Here is an 18,978-nt window from a genome sequence, read left to right on the forward strand (position 1 = left end):
AACGTTATTTCGAGTGAATTTGCTTTGCAAATTTGTATTTCGACTAGCGCTCAACAGAGCTATCAAGAAGTGCTCGGAAAATCAAAGTATTTCGCGATACAATTTATTTTCATTTCATTACGAAATGACGCTCAAAGTTGTTAAAGTCAATTAAAGAGTCTAGTTTTCTACGAATGCAATTATCAAATTCACACATTTTTCAAATCATCAAATTATTTACTCCAAAATAACCTTTAATTCTTTAGAAACCTGTTCCGCAGTCAACTCTGCACCAGATTCGTTGAAGTGAAAATCATCATAAAATGATTCCGTAGTTTTTGGTAATTTCAAATCAATACATGGAATATTTTCTTGTTTGCAGATATTAATCAAACGTTCATTAAAAATTTCCATACCAGCATACAACGCTTCTGTGCTGTAAAAAGCTTCATTGTTTTGAAAACCACTTGTCAACATTAAGTCTTCATATTTTGGCTCCAAATTTGGTTTCCACATCGTGGCTTGCGTGATAAAAACCAAGTTGATATTTTTTGCTTTTGCTTGTTGAATTATGTTTTTTATGTTTGCTTCATAATGCGCTAAACCTGCTTGTAAATCTGGTAATTCTTCAATGATTTTCGATTGTTTTTTGAGTTCTTTAATGCTGACAACCGTTTTTGTCAAATGATCTTGATGTTTAAAGTAAAAAGCAAGATTTCTTTTCGCTTTGGAAGCTAATTTATACAAGGTAAGTCGTTTGTAAAAAGGCAAATGATCGTCAGGAATGTGTTGAAAGGCAAATTTTTTCAGTTTTTGTTCAGGGGAATTTAAATATCGTTCAGAAGAAATCAAATAAGCTACAAAGTCATTGACACCTTGCATGATAAGCACCGTTTTGGTATCGCTCAATTCTGGTTTTTCTAGTACATGTTTAAATTGTAATGTATGATGATTACTACTGTTTCCTGGTCTTCCAAAATTTCCAACCCAATACGAATTGCCCATTTTTTTTTCTAATAAAGCGGACCACGTTTTTTGTTGCGTAAGGGCGAAACATGCAGTAGTGCTTCCGCCGAAAACGACAATTTTGTGATCTTTATTTTCATAATCTGAAATGGAACGTGCGCCCAATTCATCAAAAAAAACTTCTGAATCTTGATGAATTCCTGTAATTTCATCATGGTTAATTTCCCAAACAAAACCAGAGTTCGGTGTGTTTACATAGTAATTGTCAGGCACAACTTCAAGAAGCGATAGTATCACTTCGGCAATGACCAAAATGATAATTGTGAAAATGCTGTAGTATTTTAATTTTTTAAAAATTTTTCTAGTTTTTTTACTCATACACTTTGCTATTCATCAATTGATATATGGTTGTTTTGTTTTAAAAAATCATACACTTTTTCTGCGACTACTTCTGCACCAGATTCGTTAAAATGCATATCATCGTAAAAGATCGTTTTATTTTTCGGCAATTGTAAATCAATTACAGGAATGTTATGCGTTTTACAAACAGTTAATAAACGTTGATTAAAAATAGTCATAATTTCATTTAAAGCTTCGCCAGTATACAAAGGTGTTTTGTTGTAATGCGCTCTAGAAGCAAGTAACGTTTTGTATTCTTCAGGTAAGTTTTTTTGCCAAAGTGTAGGTTGTGTGATGAAAATTATTGAAACATTTCGTTTCTCTGCTTCTTTGATTAATTGTTTTAAATTTTTCTCATAATGATTTAAACCATCGGTTAAATCTGGAAGTTTAGTAATAGGTTCTGTAGTACTTTCGTAAGTTTCTAAATAATCAAGCGGTCTTCTGGGCTGCGAGTAAAAAAGAATTCTTTGTTTTGCTTGTCTTGCTAGTTTTGCTAGCGTGAGTCTTCTTAAAAATGGTAATTCAGAATTTGGAAGATGTGCAAAAGCACTTTTTTTAATATTTAGTTCATACATGTTCATGTACATATCTTTCGATATTAAATATCCTCGGCAATCGTTTACACCAACCAACATCAATACTATTTTTGTGTCTTTTAATTCGGGTTTGTCAAGAATATGCTGAAATTGAAATAGATGATGATTGCTACTGTTTCCGCTTCTGGCAAAATTTCCAACCCAATAGGAATCTCCTAATTTTTTATCGAGTATAGCTGTCCACGTTTTTTCTTGCGTCAACACAGCGCAGATGGTTGTACTTCCGCCAATAGCAACAATCTTGTTTGAAGCTTTTGAGTACTCTGAAACGGACCGTGAACCTAACGCATCATATGCAATTTCGTAAAATCCTGAAATACCAGCTATTTTACTTGGGTTTTCGTCATATTTTTGACTTACATTTGGTGTGTTGGTATAATAATCATTTGGGTAAATATTCAGTAATGACAATACAATTTCGGCTATTATAAGTATTACGACAGTAGAAACAGTGTAATATTTTATTTTTTTGAAAAGTCCTTTGCCAGCCATTCGTTTATTGTTTTTTGAATCGATACCAAGAAAAAGGCGAGTCTTTTTTACCTAAAATTTTATAAATGATATTGCGTTTGTAAGTGTATAAGGTATCGAAATTTTGCAATAAATTTTCATCGTGTGCATAATAATGATTTGCCATTTCGGGAACGCCAAGTGTTGTGTAATATTCCTTTGTACGTTCTTGCGCAGCAGCAATTTCAGTACTTTTGTAAAACGGGCTGTCTATGATATGAATTTCTCCTTTTGGTTTTAAGAATGATTTCAGAAGTTGCATCAATCCATCAAAATCTTCAAAATATTGAATCGCGCCATTTAAGGTAATAATGTCAAATTGTGCTTCAAACAGTTCCGAAGCTTTAAAAATATCAGCATACACAAAACGGATGTTTTTAGCACGAAATATTCTTGCGGCTTGTTCCAATTCTTCTCGATTCACATCTAAACCAATGACTTCATTTTTTGTAGAAACTTCGGCAATTTTATTGGCAAACCAACCATTTCCACAACCAAGCGTCAGAATTTGTAAACCATCATTTTTTGCAGCAATATAGTTGGTAAAACGTGCTGTAGATTTGATGCGATATGGCCATTCGTCACGATCTAAATTTGGAAGCTTTCGAACTTCGACATCCTTTAAAATACGTTCTTCTTTTTTGCGTACGGCAAGATAATACTTGGAAAAACCAGTATCTTCTGGCGTTAAATAATATACATTTTGTTGTTGTATGACGCGACTGAAATCCATTGTTTATTTATAAAATTTCATAGCAGTTTGTGCCAATATTGACTTGGTTTTTAGTTTCATGGAAGTAAGCAAACTTCTATCTTTTCCTTTGAGAATTTCTTTGTTGTAATTGACTTCATTGACAATTCTACGGACAGCAAAATCGTAAAATTTTCGCGAATACGTTCGAGTAAAATCGATTTCACGATCGGTAGAAGTATTCCATTCAGGCTGAATTGTAATTTTATCTTCAATTTCATTGTATAGCGAAGTTCCTTTAATTGGATACGCAACTGTAATGGTAAAATGTGTCGGATTTGCAGCTTTTAGATACTCAATCGTTTCTTCAATATCTTGTTCATCTTCGCCAGGATACCCCACCATGATAAATGTTCCTGTTTCCATACCAAGCTCATTGGTTTTTTGAATGGCAGTTTTTACCACATCGACATCTACGCGACGATCCATTGCATCAATGATTTTTTGCGAACCACTTTCGGCACCAATCCAAATTCGGAAACATCCAGCTTCTTTCAGTAGTTGTAAAATTTCATCGTTTAAGCGCTCTGCACGTGTGATGCATTCAAACGGAATAATGGCGTCTTGCTTGATGACTTCTTCATGGAATTTTTCAATCCATTTATGACTCACGCTAAATACATCATCTACAAACCAAATACTATCAGGATTGTAGGTTTCTTTTAACATTTTTAATTCGGCGGCAACCATTTCTGGCGGACGTCTGCGGTAACTTTGTCCGTAAACCGCCGTGCTACACCATTTGCACGTATACGGACAACCGCGTTGCGTACTTACGGTCATCGAACTTTTACCGTGGTGTGTTTTCCAAGTTTCCAGATATTTTTCAACAGGAATGGCGGCTCTGTTTGGTAATGGCAATTCCTTGAGACTTTTCATGCGCATTCGGGCTGGTGTTTTTTTGACTTCACCATTTTCTAAATATGCAATTCCATGAATTTCACTATAATCAGCATCATTTATAATTGCCTGATACAATTCTAAAGTTGTTTGTTCGCCCTCGCCAATAATCAAAAAATCTGCGCCAGTTTTCAGATAATTTTCACAATTATAAGTAATATCTGATCCGCCCAAAATCACTTTGGGAAAACCATAAATTTCATCACTTTTTAAAATTTGAATCAACTTAATTACATTAATCTTTGTCATTAAGTTGGTATAAATTGCAATAACTTTTGGTTGTTTCTTTTCAATAAATCGCAACTGTTCTTCTTTGGAATAAAATGTAGAATCATACACATGATTTTCTACTTTATGTTCATTCAAATACGAAGAAATATACAACAATCCCAACGGCGCATACGGACGCATGATGCTTTGTTCTTTCTCATCTTCAAAAAGATAATATGTATGTGTGAGAATGATGCTCATGTTTTGGGTTGCTGGGTTTTGCTAGTTTCTTGTTCTGTTTGCTTTGTTTCTTGCTGTCTGTAATTTATTATTTTCTTGTAATTGATATTGTCTATGCTAAGTTATTTGTTTCTGGTTTAACTCATAACTAAATCACATCGTTTTATAATTCCATTTTTCATCAACATAAGTAATAAACTTGTTGATTTGTCTCCCTAGAATATCATACTCTTTTAGGATTGAGTTAATTTCACTTTCTTTATTATGAATTTTTGCAATACAGTGTAAATGATTTATGGTTTCATCACATGAGGCTTGTGCATAAACTAGAAACTTTATAAAATCAGCTTTGTATCTCTTTCTTCCATAACCTTCAACAATATTTGCTGTAATAGATTTTGAAGATCTCCTTACCTGACTGCCTTGTTCGTACAATTCATATTTTGGTAAAGACAACGAAATTTCGTGTGTTTCTAAACTTAATTTAAAAGCTTTTTTATAAATATGTAAGTCTCTGTAACTTTTATTTTCCATAATAATTTACTTCTCAAATATACTAACGAATAAACAATATCTAGCAAATTAAAATAGGAAAAAAGCTTATTTAGAAAGTAAAAAGGATAAGTAAGATTTAAAATTATTTATATGTTGAAAAAAGATAGTTTTAACCAGCAACCAGCAACCAGCAACCAGCAACCAGCAACCAGCAACCAGCAACCAACAGTTGGTTAAGTTTTGCATGTCTGATTTTCAGTAATTTACAAAATAAGGAGTCCGAAAAAGTGTCTATTTCTATGCTTTTCGGTACTCGGAAACGGTACTCTTTTGTTACCTCAAAATTACTAAATTTTCGATTGATTTTTAGCTGTATATCTATCGCTGAAAAAGTATCAGTTTTCTCATGTAATTACAATAAAAATACACGAAAAAATGGTACGTAAAGAACAAAATAAAAGAAAGTCAATTTTAGACAAATTAGATTTGGATTCGATTCCTAAATCTACAAAGCCACTCGTTGATACGAAAAAAGTATTAAAGCATCCTGTGACTAAAGTAATTATTTGTGGTGTTGCAATTTATGGAATCCTTAAAGTTTCAAAATACTTTGTAAATGCCTATGCAGAACTTATTAGAGCATCAAAGAATTTGAGCGATGCTCGTAGATAATAAACAGATCGAAAGCTTTTACTTTTCGTATTGCTTATTGGCAATTTTAAGCTGTTTTATAATAATATCTATCATTGGGATTTGATTTGTTTTAAAACGCTCCCAGAGTTTATCTAAAGAACCAACTACGTTAGCTAAATGTGGTTGGTTTTCTTTTGTTGGAGTATCATAGCGTGGATTCTCTTTTCTTCCTTCAATAAGGACTAGCATTTTTTTCTGTGTTTTAGTGGTATCTTTTGAGAGGATAAAACTGTCTAGGTTGATGATGTCACGAACACAATAATATTTATACAACCAATTTAAAAAACCTCGATAGTATTTAATCCGTCCTTCTTCATCAAAAATGATATGTCCATCTAATACGATGACAGCTTTCCCATCGTTTTTCAGATTTAATAACGCTAGTGCAATGATATATGCCTTTTGTCTAAGGTAATGATTTAGGAAATGTTTGTTTTCAATATACTTATCAATAATATCATCTTTTTGGTTTGTTGTTATGTTTGATATCATGTTTGGTGGATTGCATATAACAGCATCAAACGATTTGTGCATTTCTTTTGGTGTCGGTTCTAATGGATTGTAACTAGTAATATTCTTAAAACGTAAAAAATCTAGTGAAGTTCTTTTGAGTTCTGATACTTCGTTGGCGTGAACTTTTTTCGTTTCTAGTCCAACCAATAAATGACCACTTCCTGCTGTTGGATCATAGATCGAAGTAATTTTACTAGATTGAATGTACTTACCAATCATCATAGCAATTGGCAAGGGCAGTATATGACTATGTTCATATTGCTCTTTATCACTGGCAAAGCTTCTTTCGTATTGTAAATTTCTCCAAAAATGGCTCATTGCGCCTACCAAAAATTCTTCTCTTAAATGATTATATCCATTTCTAAAAAACGCAATTGCGCTCAGTTCTATAGATTCTTGTAATACTTCGTCATTAAGCACATGAAACTTTTTACTAAAATCCTCTATTTGTGCTTCGGTTGGTTTTTTGTGTTTGCTATAAATCAAGGATATACCTGCTACAAAACTATCTCGATTAAACTCAGGAACATCCAACTTAGCATACTCATTATCGGAATCTACAAAGTTATCTTCATGAAGTTGTTTTGTAAGTGATTGTTCAATGAAGCGTTCAATTACCTGTTTAGATGAAAATAGAGATGCTATGTCCTTTTCAATAGCTTTTCTTTCAGAAACGTTCTCCTGATAAGGCATATTAATTAGACTTTCTCCTTTTTTCAGTTCAGTAAGCTGTTCTGATAATTTATTTATCTTTTTGTTTATAATATCAATCCCAAAAGATAGATCAGCAATTGGACGATAGTTTTGAAGTAGGTGCAACCAATTGCATAATTTGTTGTCTTTTACTAAAATTTCTTCGAGAGTATATACATGAATATATCCATGAGATAAACTAACGTAAGGATATTGTTTATCAATAGGATAGTCTATTTCTTTAAATATCTTACTACTATTGTCTTGCCAATAATTATTCAATCGGATTCTTGAGATGTTTATACCATTTTCTATATGATCTTCCAACTGTGATAATTCAAAAAGTTGAAAGGCTGAAAGCTTATCAAATGTTAGATTATTGGTTTCAAATAAGTACGGAAACTTTGGTTTAAGTGTAGCTATTTGTTCTTTAGGAATCATTCCATTGTGAAATACTTCCTGCACATAGATCGGAACAAGAACGTTTTGTATTTTGTGTGTTTCAAAATGTAGACTCACAGCACATGAATTGAAACTCAATTTCTCATTCATAATGTTTAATAAAGGTCGCATTGTAATTGCTACACTTGTTTTACAGCTACTATCAAGATCGTTAAACCAATCTTTGTATAAACGAATGATTTGGGATATTTTTTCACGACGAATTGAATCAATACCAATTGCTGAAGCTTCTTCTATTTCAGTTGTTAGGTTTTGAATAATATCTTTACAATTACCATTAGTATCTATTTCTATCGAAGCTAATTTGTCAATTACTTCCAAAAGTAACAGTTTTTGAAAATCAGTTTCATTTTCTAAAATTCCAGATGCAACAAATTTAGAAGCTTCATTATTAATAGAAACGTTTTCAAGATTAATAGACACTCTATTCTTGGAAACTTCTTCGGCTATTTCAGACAAAGAATCTGAAAGTTGAAAAGGAACAAAACTTCCCTTTTCATCGACTTCTATGACTTTATTTTTCCTCAATAACCTTTGCGCTCTCGTTTTATAATTTCTTGGTAAAATAACAATTGAATCAACATAATGACCAAAGGTTTCTTTGGCAAAGCGTTCGGCAATAATTGTGGCAACTCGCTTGTAATTCTCAAAAATGAGATATTCGCCCATAATGACAGTATCATCTTTTTTGACATTTATTTCTGTAATACAAAATTTCAAATTATCTGCATTGTCATAAGTTGGTTCAAAAGAAGTATGTAAAGGTATTGACTTCCAATCAGTATTACTTTCAAGGCTATTCGCAAACTTTACATACGGCGGATGAAAATCGGCATACCATTTCAGTTTATTATTAAAAGCGTGCTTGAAACCGAGCTTTTCAAGGAATAAAAGCAGTTCATTCTCTATTGGCTTTGAAAACAGCATTTCAATTCCATTTTTAGCTGTATTATGTGTTATCTGTACATTCATAATAATATCAATTAATGTTGAAAACACTAAGCTAAAAAGCATATTTCAAAAATCATTTGTCAACTTTTGTCACTCGGACAATTAGCATGTTTACACCTTTTGATTATGTACTAATAAACGTTTGTAAAGCACTCTAAACATTGAGTTTACATTTTTTTGATTGATGTAAATGTAATTATTTAATGCGACAAAAAAAGTTCTATTCGTTAGTTATCATGATCTTTTGATTTTTGTTTCCTTAGTGTTTCAAACACTAAGCTACAAAGGGAAATTGGAAAAACATTTGTAAAAAATTGTGTAGTACACAAAATTTCATGTAAAATACTAAATAACAAAACTTTACAATGTTGTTTAATCATTTTTCAGCTATGAATACCAAGAGTATTTCGGTTTTTCTTTTTCAAAATACTTGTCTTCAAATTCTCCAAGTAATTCGTCCTCATTGTAATCAGTTAGAGGGTCAACCCAATCGGCTTTCTTTGAAGCCCAATCAATCCATTCTGTTAATTGAACTGTAAGGTCATTTTTTTGAATAGCCTTTTCTTTTACCTTGTTGATATAGTTTCGCATTACATTTGCTTTATGATGTAATTCAGTTGCAAAATAAAGTTTTTTGAAACTTTCTAATTCATTATCTATCTTTTGTTTTAATAGTTCTTTTTTTTGTCTTTCAATTTCATATTGCTTTTGTGCTTCCTCTCTTTCTATACGCTCCTTTTTTATTTTTTTACTTCTTAATTCTAGGCTAGTTAGTATATTTGGTAATTGATCTTCAAGCTTCCTCTTGTTACCATCTTTCCATTCTTTGTTTGGATAATTATTCTCAAGTCTTAAAGTCAGTCTACCAGAAGGAGTATAATCATAACTCTCCCAACTATTCCTTTCAATTTTAACCCTTTTTATAGTTTCTCTGCATCTTAATTCTAATTCTTCATTATTTATAATGGCATAAGTTTTTCCATTGTCAATTTTGATTTCATGACCTCGTTTTTTTAAAAGTTTAATTAGTGTATCTAAAAATTTCAGTGCTCTTTTTACATTAGATTTTGATACTTCTATGTTCAACACATCACTCGAGGAAATTATCAATCCTTTAGAATTTCTCCAATTTGACGGTTCTTTATTTTGTAAATCTTTTCTAGCTAATGTAATAAGTGGATCATATTTCGAGATTTTATCTGGAACAGTAGTCTTTAACGTTTTATCATTTTCTATTTCTTTTTTCAGTTTATGATAATCTGAAAGGTAGCTGTTACTATTTTCTTCTCCCTCTTTTCTAATTGATAACTCAATTAAAGAAGTATCATCTTTAATTTTAGGAAGAGCAATTATTACAACTTTTTTTCCATATTGAAGTTTTTGCCAATGACCTAGTTTTGGTAGTGGAATATTATGCTTTTTACAAATTTTACGTAAACCTGTATCAGAAATAGCATATTCTTTAGCAAGTTTAGTTAAAGGTTTAGACCATACCAAATCATATAATTGCTTTCGAGTTAATTTTTCTTTGCTCATATAATTGGATTTTAGTTTTATTGCAATACGTTAATGACAGTTTGCTATATTAAATGTATGTGTTTATATTATAATTTTGTAATTTTTCACTTTATTGAATGTAGTATTTAGTATATTGAATTTATGATTAAAGAAACAATAATTAAAGAATCTGTTAGTTTAATTTCAGCAATTGTAAGTAACAGGTTTAAAAAAATAAAAATAAAATCTGATAAGAAGGAAATTGAAAAATCAATTAATAATCATATTAGATATGTTAAGAATTGGTCTAATGAAATAACATTTAAAGATTTAAAAAACTCTAAACAAACTTCAAGAATTTTTATACCTTTAGATCTGTATATCTATCCTAAAAGAGTAAGAATTGTAGAAGAAGAAAAAATTACTGTAATTCCCTTTTTGCAGGCTTTGGAAAGAGAAAAAAATCATTTGGCAATTCTAGGTCAGCCTGGAGCAGGAAAAACCACTTCAATGAAGCATTTATGCCAATCTATTTTTTTTGACGAGAACTTTTTTCCAAATAGGTTTAAATATCCAATTTTAGTAAAACTACGTGAATTTAATAAGAATAGAAGTAAAGATTCTTCAGGTATAATAATAGAGTATTTGTTTGGTGTTTTAGGATTAAAAATCAGTGATGATGATAACAAAATCATACAAACAGCAGAAGATTTAAACCGAGTTAAATCAAACTTAGTCATCGAAATATTAGAAAAACTGAATGTTTTGCTGATTATAGATGGTTTCGATGAGTTACATTTTAAGAGTCATAAGGAGATTATTCTAGATGAAGTTACTAATATCGCATCAAAATTAGAGAATTCTAAATTAATACTTACTTCACGAACAGCAGATTTTAGCTACAGTAATGAAAGCATATCAGTTTATGAAATATGTCCATTAAATGAAATTCAGATTCAAAATTTTGCTAAAAAGTGGCTTGGAGTTATTAGTGCAAAAAAATTTCTCGAAGAGGTAAGAGAGTCTCCATACAATGATACATCAATAAGACCATTAACTATTGCACATTTATGTGCTATTTATGAAAGACTTGGTAAAATTCCTGACAAACCAAAAACTGTATATAAAAAAATAGTTAACTTACTACTTGAAGAATGGGATGAGCAAAGAAGAATAAAAAGAAGTTCAAAATATGCTATGTTTGAAATTGATAGAAAATTTGAGTTTTTATCTAACTTATCTTATCATTTAACAACTAAAAATAACAAGGTAATATTTTCTAAAAAGGATTTAGAAATTGTTTATAGAGTTATCTATCATGATTTTGACTTAGATTATAATGAAGCTAAAAGTGTCATCAATGATATTGAATCTCATACTGGTTTATTTGTTCAATCTGGTTTTGAATTTTATGAGTTTGCGCATAAATCTATTCAAGAGTTTTTGACAGCAGAATATCTAGTTAAATTACCAAATATAATAGGAAATAAAAGATTAATAGAAATGCTACCTAATGAATTAGCAATAAGTATTACGATTTCCTCCAATCCAAGCCTATATTTCAGTGAATTAATTTCAATATTTATAAAAAAGAATGTCTCTTTTATTTTTATTCAAAAGTTTATTAACAGACTTATATTGGAAAAACCAGATTTTTATAAGAATTCAAAAGTCGGAATCAGTGCTTTACTTTTGTACTCAAAATATGTTCAAAGTGAAATTCAAGATAAAAATCAATTAGCCTTGTTTACAACGGATATATTAGTTGATAGCTTTGAAAATTTGATTGATTCAATATTTAAGCGAAATTCAAAAAGTATAATATTGGACATTTATAACATTGATAGTGAAATGCACACTGTCAATCAAACACAAATTTATCTCTTGTCAAAAAAGGGTAAAAAGAAAGGGGAGAGTATTGAATCAGATATATATCATAAAATGCCAAAATATCTTTATTGTCGTAAAACCTTTGTAGAGTAATTCATTATAACCTTAGCTAAAAGACTTGACTATACTTATTAATACCATATTTTTAGAATATTAGCTATTTCCAAATTGGTGTTTCTCATTTATTCGTTAAAGTTTTAGGATACTAACTTTAATCTGTAACAGGAACTATATGATTGTAATAATCTTCATTATAATTCTCATAAATTTCCTTGATACGACCTTGAATATCATAGTTGTCAATATTCAAATCTCCCAAAAGGTGCAAAAATAGTCTCTCCTTTAATCTTAATTCTTTTGGTACCATTCTTCCATTATTCCAAAAAATATAATTTAATGTGTCTCCTGAAAGATTAAAATCTATTTTTCTAATATTCTCTTTTAAATAATCTAAATTATTAGAATCCATAAAGTGTTTATAGGTTTTTGCAATGAAATGTTGTCCGACTGGTCTTAAAATAAGACTCCCACCACTATTAGGATTTCTATCAAATAAATCTTCATTCAAAAAAATATTTCTTTCACCATCAATGAATCTTGCTATTTCAGGGAAGACTTCAAATAAAAAATCCCAAAATGATTTAGATAATTGATAATATTCTTCTATATCTTCATCTGTTGGTCTAACTGTATAGAAGCTATTCCTTTTGTTATAAAGAACTTTATTTATCCTATACACAGTAACTAAGGTTGTGAAACTATCAAAATCATTTGCTGAAATATTACCAGTTTTGGTATCACTAAGACTATTTTGTTTAGATAAATGCTGATGTTCTGTTATTAAACGTCTTGAATTTATAGCTGCTACATCATCCTCTTCTAAAATTATTAATTCAGCTTCTTTTGGTTTTTCAGCATATTTATTTAAGACAGTGAATAGTCTTCTGGTTTTTTCTATATAACTATCATCGTGTATAACATACACTAATGATATTTCTTCTTCTCCAATTTCATTATTTTTTCTGAAAGCATCTCTTAAACCTTTTAATCTATGCTGTCCATCAAGCGCAAATATTTCTTCTTCTCCTGATAAAGTTAATATCCCAAACTTATTTTCAATAAAACTTAAACTTTCATCATCTAATTTTTCTCCCTTTATTGAAAAAAGACTGTTTATTGATACATCAGACCATTCAGGATTTCCTTTATGTATTCCAACAATAATACTACTAAAAAAGTGTTCATCATTTTCTAGTAAATATTTAGATATTTGAGAAATACGTTTTTTATTTATTTCTCTTTGTAATACCCGATTAATATTTTCTGTGTAAAGTTCAGACTCTGCAACAGTAATAATCCTATTACCTTCAACAATGTCTTTTATTTTCATTACTGTAGAAAAATAAGTCCATTCTCCAATACGACCTCTTAAACAAGGTAAATTAATTTTTGCCATAATCTAATTGTATAAACTTCTTGTATTCTGAGCCTCATCAATTCTGTATTGAACATTTAAAGGTGGGATAATATAATTAACTAATTGATTTTCTATATCTGCAATGTCATTATCACTTATCTCACTTAAATCATAAAAATAGACATTGGTTGAGCCATACCAAGCATTAGCCATTAGTTGTCTATTTCTTTTAATATTCATATTACCAATTGCCTTAACATACTCATAGAAACGCTTAAAAAAAGTATTATTATTAATTACTCTACCAATATAGATTAAATAATTTATTTCTGGAGAAAAAGGGAAATTAGGCTCAACAACAAACATATAAATACCTTTTTTATTTTTAATGTTCCGTGGTAGGTTTTCTCTGATGTTCTCATCAAATGCAATCTTGACTGGATTTGGTAATACTATTGGTAAATTAAATCTGTTCCATAGATCTATATTCATTGTTAAAGGAAGATCATAGATTTTTTCTGGATTAACACTATTTAATTCATCTAAAGAAAGAGCTGGCATAAATAATTATTTAGTATTAAAAATCTCTCCAAAATTAAACTCCTTAATATTGGTAATAGCTTGTCGAGGGTTAATTGTTTCCATAGAACGATTTATTTTGGTTCGTTGTTTTTCCCCAGCGCCAAGAAATTTACTTATTGATTTCCAGTTGTTACCATCTTTGATTGACATTAAGAATGCTGACTGGCACATAGAAGAAAAATCAAAGGTTGGCTGATTAAATTCTTCGATTCCTTGTGAAACTAACATCACAGCTACACCTTGCGATCGTATTTCTCTTAGTAATTTTTCAAGTATTTCTTGCGATTTCTTTTCTTTGAATACATTATGCGCTTCGTCAATTAAGAGAACGTAGCGTAATCCGCTATAATCATCTTCAATAGGAGCTTTATCCATATTCATAAATGTGTTATACAGATAGTAAATTACTAGGAATGTCGCTGTAAAACGTACTTCTTTACTCAAATCTCCCGAAAGACTTAAATAATAATTTGAATTGATGAAGTCTCCATATTTTTCGTTATCAAATAACTCGATCTCAGTTAATCCGATCAATATTTGTGTGAGTGATGTGGGCTTATCTCCTGCAATTTCATAAACATTTTCTAAAACATCTTTCAATGTTGGGTATGAACCGTCATTTCTATCTTCAAAAGCATTTATTGTAGCATCTTTAAGATTTTGTTTTTGCACATTCCCAAGATTAGCGTATTTGGTAATTATATCTACAAATCTACCAATACCCACAATTTTATTTTTTTCATTGACATTATCTATAAATGATAAAGGATTTACAGGGAAAGAATTTTGTGGCGTATCAACCAATTGAGCATTAGTAGTTTTGAAAAAGCTTTTAAAGTCAGTACTTGATTTATCACTTTCATTTAAGCCTTTAAAATCAAGATACAAAAAATTAACTCTGCCATTAGTTCCTTGCACTATGCGTTCTAAAATTTTTCTTGAGAAATATGACTTTCCTGTTCCAGAATTTCCAGCAACCGCAATATGACAATTGCCGTAAATTGATGTGTTATTGGGAGTGAAATAAATTTCATCTCCATTTTCAGTTTCTCCAACTAAAATTTTGATAGGCTTGGTAAAACTCTCTTTTTCATTCAATGAAGAGTTATTGTTTTTAGTAAATTCAAATGAATTTTCATGCTCATTCATTGAATCAATACCTATTTCAATATTGTCTAGCAAGAATTCAATACCAGAAAAGTTTTGGTTATCTTCAAAAAACTTATTTATCAATTCCAATCCTTGATCTATGTGCATTTTGAGATACTTTCTAATATTGGAGTCGTCCTTGTGTATTTGATATCTTTGACAGATTAATGCAACATAATACTCTTTGAAGCTTCCAAATAAAGTATGATCTTTATATTCTTTACCACCAAAGGGTTGTAAATCTCTTTCTAAATCCAAACTATAACCTTTGCTTAAAGAATAAGCTAAAGCTATCCTAGATATGTGATTTTCTGAACCAAGACCTATTTTTTGGGTTAAGGATTTTACTAATGGCTCATTTTCTGGCGATGTACTTATATTAAATTGCATCTTGATAATCTTTTTCAAAAACGTCAAACAATTCTTCTTTATTCTCAACTTGTTCAAAAGTAGATCGCTCGTTATCCGTATTTTTAATTAGGTAAGTCTTACTTATACTAGGCAATAAGATATTAAATTCATCTTCGGTCATTTCTTTTTTCAATAAAGGGAAGATAATTACTTGATTTGACACATGTGGATAAAAATGTTTCACTATACTATTGGAATGATCTATATCAAACTTCTGCATCGGAGAATCTATAAATACAGGGAAATCTATATTAGATTCATCCACAAGTCCTTTCAATAAAGCGGTTGCATACATTTGTTGCTCTCCTTTGGAAAGCGAATCCTTATTTATTTCTTTTCCTCTTCCGTCAATTAGATTGATTTCTATATCATCGCCCAAAATTTCTACTTGAACGTCACTTATAAAACTTCTTTTATGAAGTAGAATATCTAAACCATCTTTTATTCTTTTGGATAGACTGTGCTTTTTCTCAATTTTAAAGTCTCCAATGAATTTCTTTAGATATTTTATTGATTTCTCTACTTCTTGGCTAATTTGTTGTTTACCTTTTGATACTTTTAGTTTATCAGATATTCTTTTAATCTCTTTTTTTGATTTTATCTTGACATCATTATTTGTTTCAATTTCCTGTTCAAGTACACCAATATTCCTAAGAATTGCATCATATTCATTTTCTAATTGATGTTTTCTCTCCCTATCAGCTTTTACAAGTGGATTTTCTGATTTTTCTTCGGCTAATTTAATTTGTTTATTAATGTCGTTTAACTCATTTTTTGATCTAATATAATCAGAGTTAATTCGATTGAACGTTTCTTTAAAAGACAATTTTATGTTATTAATAAATTGATTTAACTCTGATTTTTCTGATTCAGAAAAGCTATGTATGATTTCAATAGAGGCTTCCGATTTTGGTTGTTTTTCTGATTCCCCTCCAATATGCTTCTGTATTAGTTGTTTTAGATTATCAATATAATATTCTTGTACTTTATAATTTATTACAAGGTCGTCAGGATGGGGTATTTTTATGAGGTCATTAATTATGTTATCTGTTATTTTTTCAACTTTATCTTCATTAAATTTTTGACTAATTAAATCCCTTTCAATTATAATTTGTTCCAAAACTTCAGTTAATAAATTGCCAGCGATTGCAAAAGGAATTATTTCATAATGCTTCTTCAACTCAGAATTTAAAATACCTACTTGTTTTTCTAAATCTTCTTTTCTCGCTTTTAATTCATTTAGTTGTTCAACAGTAATAACACTACCTTGCTTTATAAGCTTTTCCTGTAATTTATTGATCTCATATTTCATTCCAGAAGCTTCTTCTTCTAGGTTCTTGGTTTCATCTTGGATTTCCTTTATTCTGTCATCAGCAATTTCCACATCAGTTTTTAGCCTTTTCAACTCGGCTTTTTCTTTCGCATTAGCAGTTTCAGATTTCAATTTTTCCAAATATTGCTCTAAATCTTCTTTCAGACTTTGATATTGCTTAATTCCTAAAACCTCAGAAAAAGCATTACTTAATTTTTGTCTTTGTTCAGCAGTATGAATTTCGGCTAATGAAACTATTTTTTCTGCATCAAAAAAGAAAAACTTTGCGATTTCCATAGGCATAATGAAATCACGTATAAAGTGTTCTGCACCTATATTTTTCACTAATTCACTTTCATAGCCATCAATTAGTATATCTAAGTTTTCATCTTTATTTCCTTCTGTAAAATAAGTTCTCGTTATCTTTAGTTCATTACAGGTAACATCAGGTATTGTAGTAATGCCTGAAAATGTAACAGATACTGAGAATTTAGTTTTTCCTTCAAACTCAGCTTGTTTATTTAAGCTACTCTTTATGTATTGACGATAATTACCATTATTTTGGATTTCGTTTTTATAGATGTCATCTACATCACTCATTTGACGCCCGTATAAACACCATACTAAAGACATCAGAAATGTGGTTTTTCCAAAACCATTCTTACCGCTAACAATAATAATATTTTCATCATCTGTTACTGACAAATCAATAATATTATTCCCTTTATAGATTCTGAAATTATCTAGTTCAATGGATTTTATTATCATTTAATTAGTAATAAATTGTTTATATCTATTTTCAATATCTTCAATTAAACCTCGTCTTTTCATCATAATAGTTTTTGATTTTTCAAGCTTTAATAAATCTTGAATAAGACTAAAATGTTTTTTGTCATTCTCACAAGCTGACAATAAAATTTCTTCTTCTTTTCTTATTAGTTCGTTGTGTTGTTTCATATCAAGGTCTTTATTAAAAACTTTATTGTATATGTCAGATACTTTAAAATCAAAATATAAATCTCTGTACCATGTAACTTGAATTGCTATTAGTTCTTGATTATTTATCAACTCTATATCAATTCCCATATCATTGATTTTCTTCTGAGCCTCAAAAACTTTTTCTAATATTTCTACTCTATGTTTTTGTATTACATAACCACCATTGGGTACTGCGGCTAGAGTTCCATTCCTTCTATAATCTGACCTGTTTTCAGGGTTATTTCGTTGTTCTTGAATCCAGTCTCTAACATCTCTTAAAGGAACTAGCCATTCTTGACCATTTTCTATTTGAGCCGAAATTGATTTATCTTTCCTTACAACAGTACAAGTCCAGCATCCAAATCTACTTTGCCCACAAGATTTATGTTCTTTATTAGATACCATCGTTGGACATTCATAATCATCAGCACTTGCGTCAGAATAAATGTTAAACAATTGATTTTTTTCTGCTCCCCAGGGAGATTCAAATGTGTTAATAATATACCAAATCTCCTCTAAATAAAGCTCCTTAATGGGCGAATAAACGAATACATTTTTTTGAAGCGGATGTTTAGTCAAACGCTTCCCTTTAATTTCATGTTTCTTAATAGACTTTGCTCTGGAGGCACTTTCACTTTTTCTTGTTCCTACTAAAACAATTGCTTCTTTGTGTTCATTATCTTCACTGTTAACAATATCATCAATGAATCTTGAAGTTGGTTTTATTTTTAATCTTTCGGTACACCATCTAAAAGCGTTATTAGGAGCAGGATATCCTTTGCCTATCAAATTTACCCAGAAAGAGTCTTCCAATCTTGGTATAGTCTTTTTCACTTTAATAGGTAAATTATGTCTAACAGCGGCAGTTTTAATTTTTTCTAATATTCCGTTAACATAATTTGTTATTATAGGGTTTTCAACTAAAGTATCATTGCATACAACCCAGACTTCTCTTTTTAGAAACTTTTCATCAATATCATTTTTAATTTTCAATAAACTCAACCAAACCAAAGTTAACATTACAGTTGAATCTTTACCACCACTAAAACCAATTATCCAAGGTCGATTATTGTCATCTATGGTATATTGGTCGATTATTTCTTCAATAATATAATTTGTCTTTTTCATCTAAATTATAGGAAATTTCATATTGTCACGAAATTTACAACATTAAAGTTTATTGAAAAAAATACTTTAATACTAATTTGTAAAATAGCATAATTAACAAATTTAATATGTTATTGAACTTATCTTTTACGGGAAACCGTAAGAGGATATCTGTTTAACAAAATATATTGATATGAGAATCAATTTGACTTACGTTTTAAACGTAGCTAGACTACGGTTTAATAATAAAAAAGTAATTATGTGTAAAATAAAT

General features: G+C 29.9%; 14 protein-coding genes. 2 read left to right on the forward strand and 12 right to left on the reverse strand.

The features are described from left to right. Window positions 1–216: 216 nt before the first annotated feature. From KAOT1_RS18470 to KAOT1_RS18490, 5 genes are all read right to left on the reverse strand, one after another. On the reverse strand, window positions 217–1,323 hold the full coding sequence (locus tag KAOT1_RS18470) for an SGNH/GDSL hydrolase family protein (RefSeq protein ID WP_007096415.1): 1,107 nt from the start codon (window positions 1,321–1,323) through the stop codon (window positions 217–219). A gap of 8 nt (window positions 1,324–1,331) precedes the next feature. Then, entirely contained in the window at window positions 1,332–2,435 is a 1,104-nt protein-coding gene (locus KAOT1_RS18475; protein ID WP_007096416.1) for an SGNH/GDSL hydrolase family protein, read from the reverse strand. 4 nt (window positions 2,436–2,439) lie between these two features. Then, the gene (locus KAOT1_RS18480) at window positions 2,440–3,186 is read right to left on the reverse strand and encodes a class I SAM-dependent methyltransferase (protein ID WP_007096417.1); all 747 of its coding nucleotides are present in this window, start codon (window positions 3,184–3,186) and stop codon (window positions 2,440–2,442) included. Window positions 3,187–3,189: 3 nt separating this feature from the next. Continuing rightward, window positions 3,190–4,575, reverse strand: coding sequence for a B12-binding domain-containing radical SAM protein (locus KAOT1_RS18485; RefSeq protein ID WP_007096418.1), 1,386 nt, complete (start codon window positions 4,573–4,575; stop codon window positions 3,190–3,192). Between the two features lie 132 nt (window positions 4,576–4,707). Beyond that, window positions 4,708–5,088, reverse strand: coding sequence for a four helix bundle protein (locus KAOT1_RS18490; RefSeq protein ID WP_007096419.1), 381 nt, complete (start codon window positions 5,086–5,088; stop codon window positions 4,708–4,710). Between the two features lie 396 nt (window positions 5,089–5,484). Between KAOT1_RS18490 and KAOT1_RS18495 the strand changes: the two genes are divergently transcribed. Beyond that, window positions 5,485–5,721 (forward strand): hypothetical protein, encoded by a 237-nt coding sequence (locus KAOT1_RS18495; protein WP_007096420.1) that lies wholly within the window; start codon window positions 5,485–5,487, stop codon window positions 5,719–5,721. A gap of 18 nt (window positions 5,722–5,739) precedes the next feature. Here KAOT1_RS18495 and KAOT1_RS18500 read toward each other — a convergent pair whose 3' ends face one another. Both KAOT1_RS18500 and KAOT1_RS18505 read right to left on the reverse strand, forming a co-directional pair. After that, window positions 5,740–8,409: a DNA methyltransferase family protein gene (locus KAOT1_RS18500; protein WP_238528714.1), complete on the reverse strand. Its 2,670-nt coding sequence runs from the start codon at window positions 8,407–8,409 to the stop codon at window positions 5,740–5,742. Between the two features lie 339 nt (window positions 8,410–8,748). Then, window positions 8,749–9,897 carry a hypothetical protein gene (locus KAOT1_RS18505; RefSeq protein ID WP_007096422.1) on the reverse strand — a complete coding sequence of 383 codons (1,149 nt, stop codon included), beginning with the start codon at window positions 9,895–9,897 and terminating at the stop codon, window positions 8,749–8,751. A 123-nt stretch (window positions 9,898–10,020) separates the two neighbouring features. Between KAOT1_RS18505 and KAOT1_RS18510 the strand changes: the two genes are divergently transcribed. Next, complete coding sequence (locus KAOT1_RS18510; RefSeq protein ID WP_007096423.1) at window positions 10,021–11,841, forward strand: NACHT domain-containing protein; 1,821 nt, start codon at window positions 10,021–10,023, stop codon at window positions 11,839–11,841. A 118-nt stretch (window positions 11,842–11,959) separates the two neighbouring features. On the opposite strand, the gene KAOT1_RS18515 is transcribed toward KAOT1_RS18510, so the two are convergent. Genes KAOT1_RS18515 through dndC form a run of 5 tightly spaced genes read right to left on the reverse strand, consistent with a single transcriptional unit; the run spans window position 11,960 to window position 18,725 of the window. After that, entirely contained in the window at window positions 11,960–13,204 is a 1,245-nt protein-coding gene (locus KAOT1_RS18515) for a DNA sulfur modification protein DndB (RefSeq protein ID WP_007096424.1), read from the reverse strand. Between the two features lie 3 nt (window positions 13,205–13,207). Beyond that, the gene (locus KAOT1_RS18520) at window positions 13,208–13,726 is read right to left on the reverse strand and encodes a hypothetical protein (protein ID WP_007096425.1); all 519 of its coding nucleotides are present in this window, start codon (window positions 13,724–13,726) and stop codon (window positions 13,208–13,210) included. A 6-nt stretch (window positions 13,727–13,732) separates the two neighbouring features. Further along, window positions 13,733–15,286: a DndE family protein gene (locus tag KAOT1_RS18525; RefSeq protein ID WP_007096426.1), complete on the reverse strand. Its 1,554-nt coding sequence runs from the start codon at window positions 15,284–15,286 to the stop codon at window positions 13,733–13,735. Further along, complete coding sequence (gene dndD / locus KAOT1_RS18530) at window positions 15,276–17,387, reverse strand: DNA sulfur modification protein DndD (RefSeq protein ID WP_007096427.1); 2,112 nt, start codon at window positions 17,385–17,387, stop codon at window positions 15,276–15,278. The genes KAOT1_RS18525 and dndD overlap by 11 nt, the downstream gene beginning before the upstream one ends. Next, window positions 17,388–18,725 (reverse strand): DNA phosphorothioation system sulfurtransferase DndC, encoded by a 1,338-nt coding sequence (gene dndC / locus KAOT1_RS18535; RefSeq protein WP_007096428.1) that lies wholly within the window; start codon window positions 18,723–18,725, stop codon window positions 17,388–17,390. Between the last annotated feature and the right edge of the window lie 253 nt (window positions 18,726–18,978).

The organism is Kordia algicida OT-1, assembly GCF_000154725.1.
In the GTDB taxonomy this organism is placed as follows: Bacteria; Bacteroidota; Bacteroidia; order Flavobacteriales; family Flavobacteriaceae; genus Kordia; species Kordia algicida.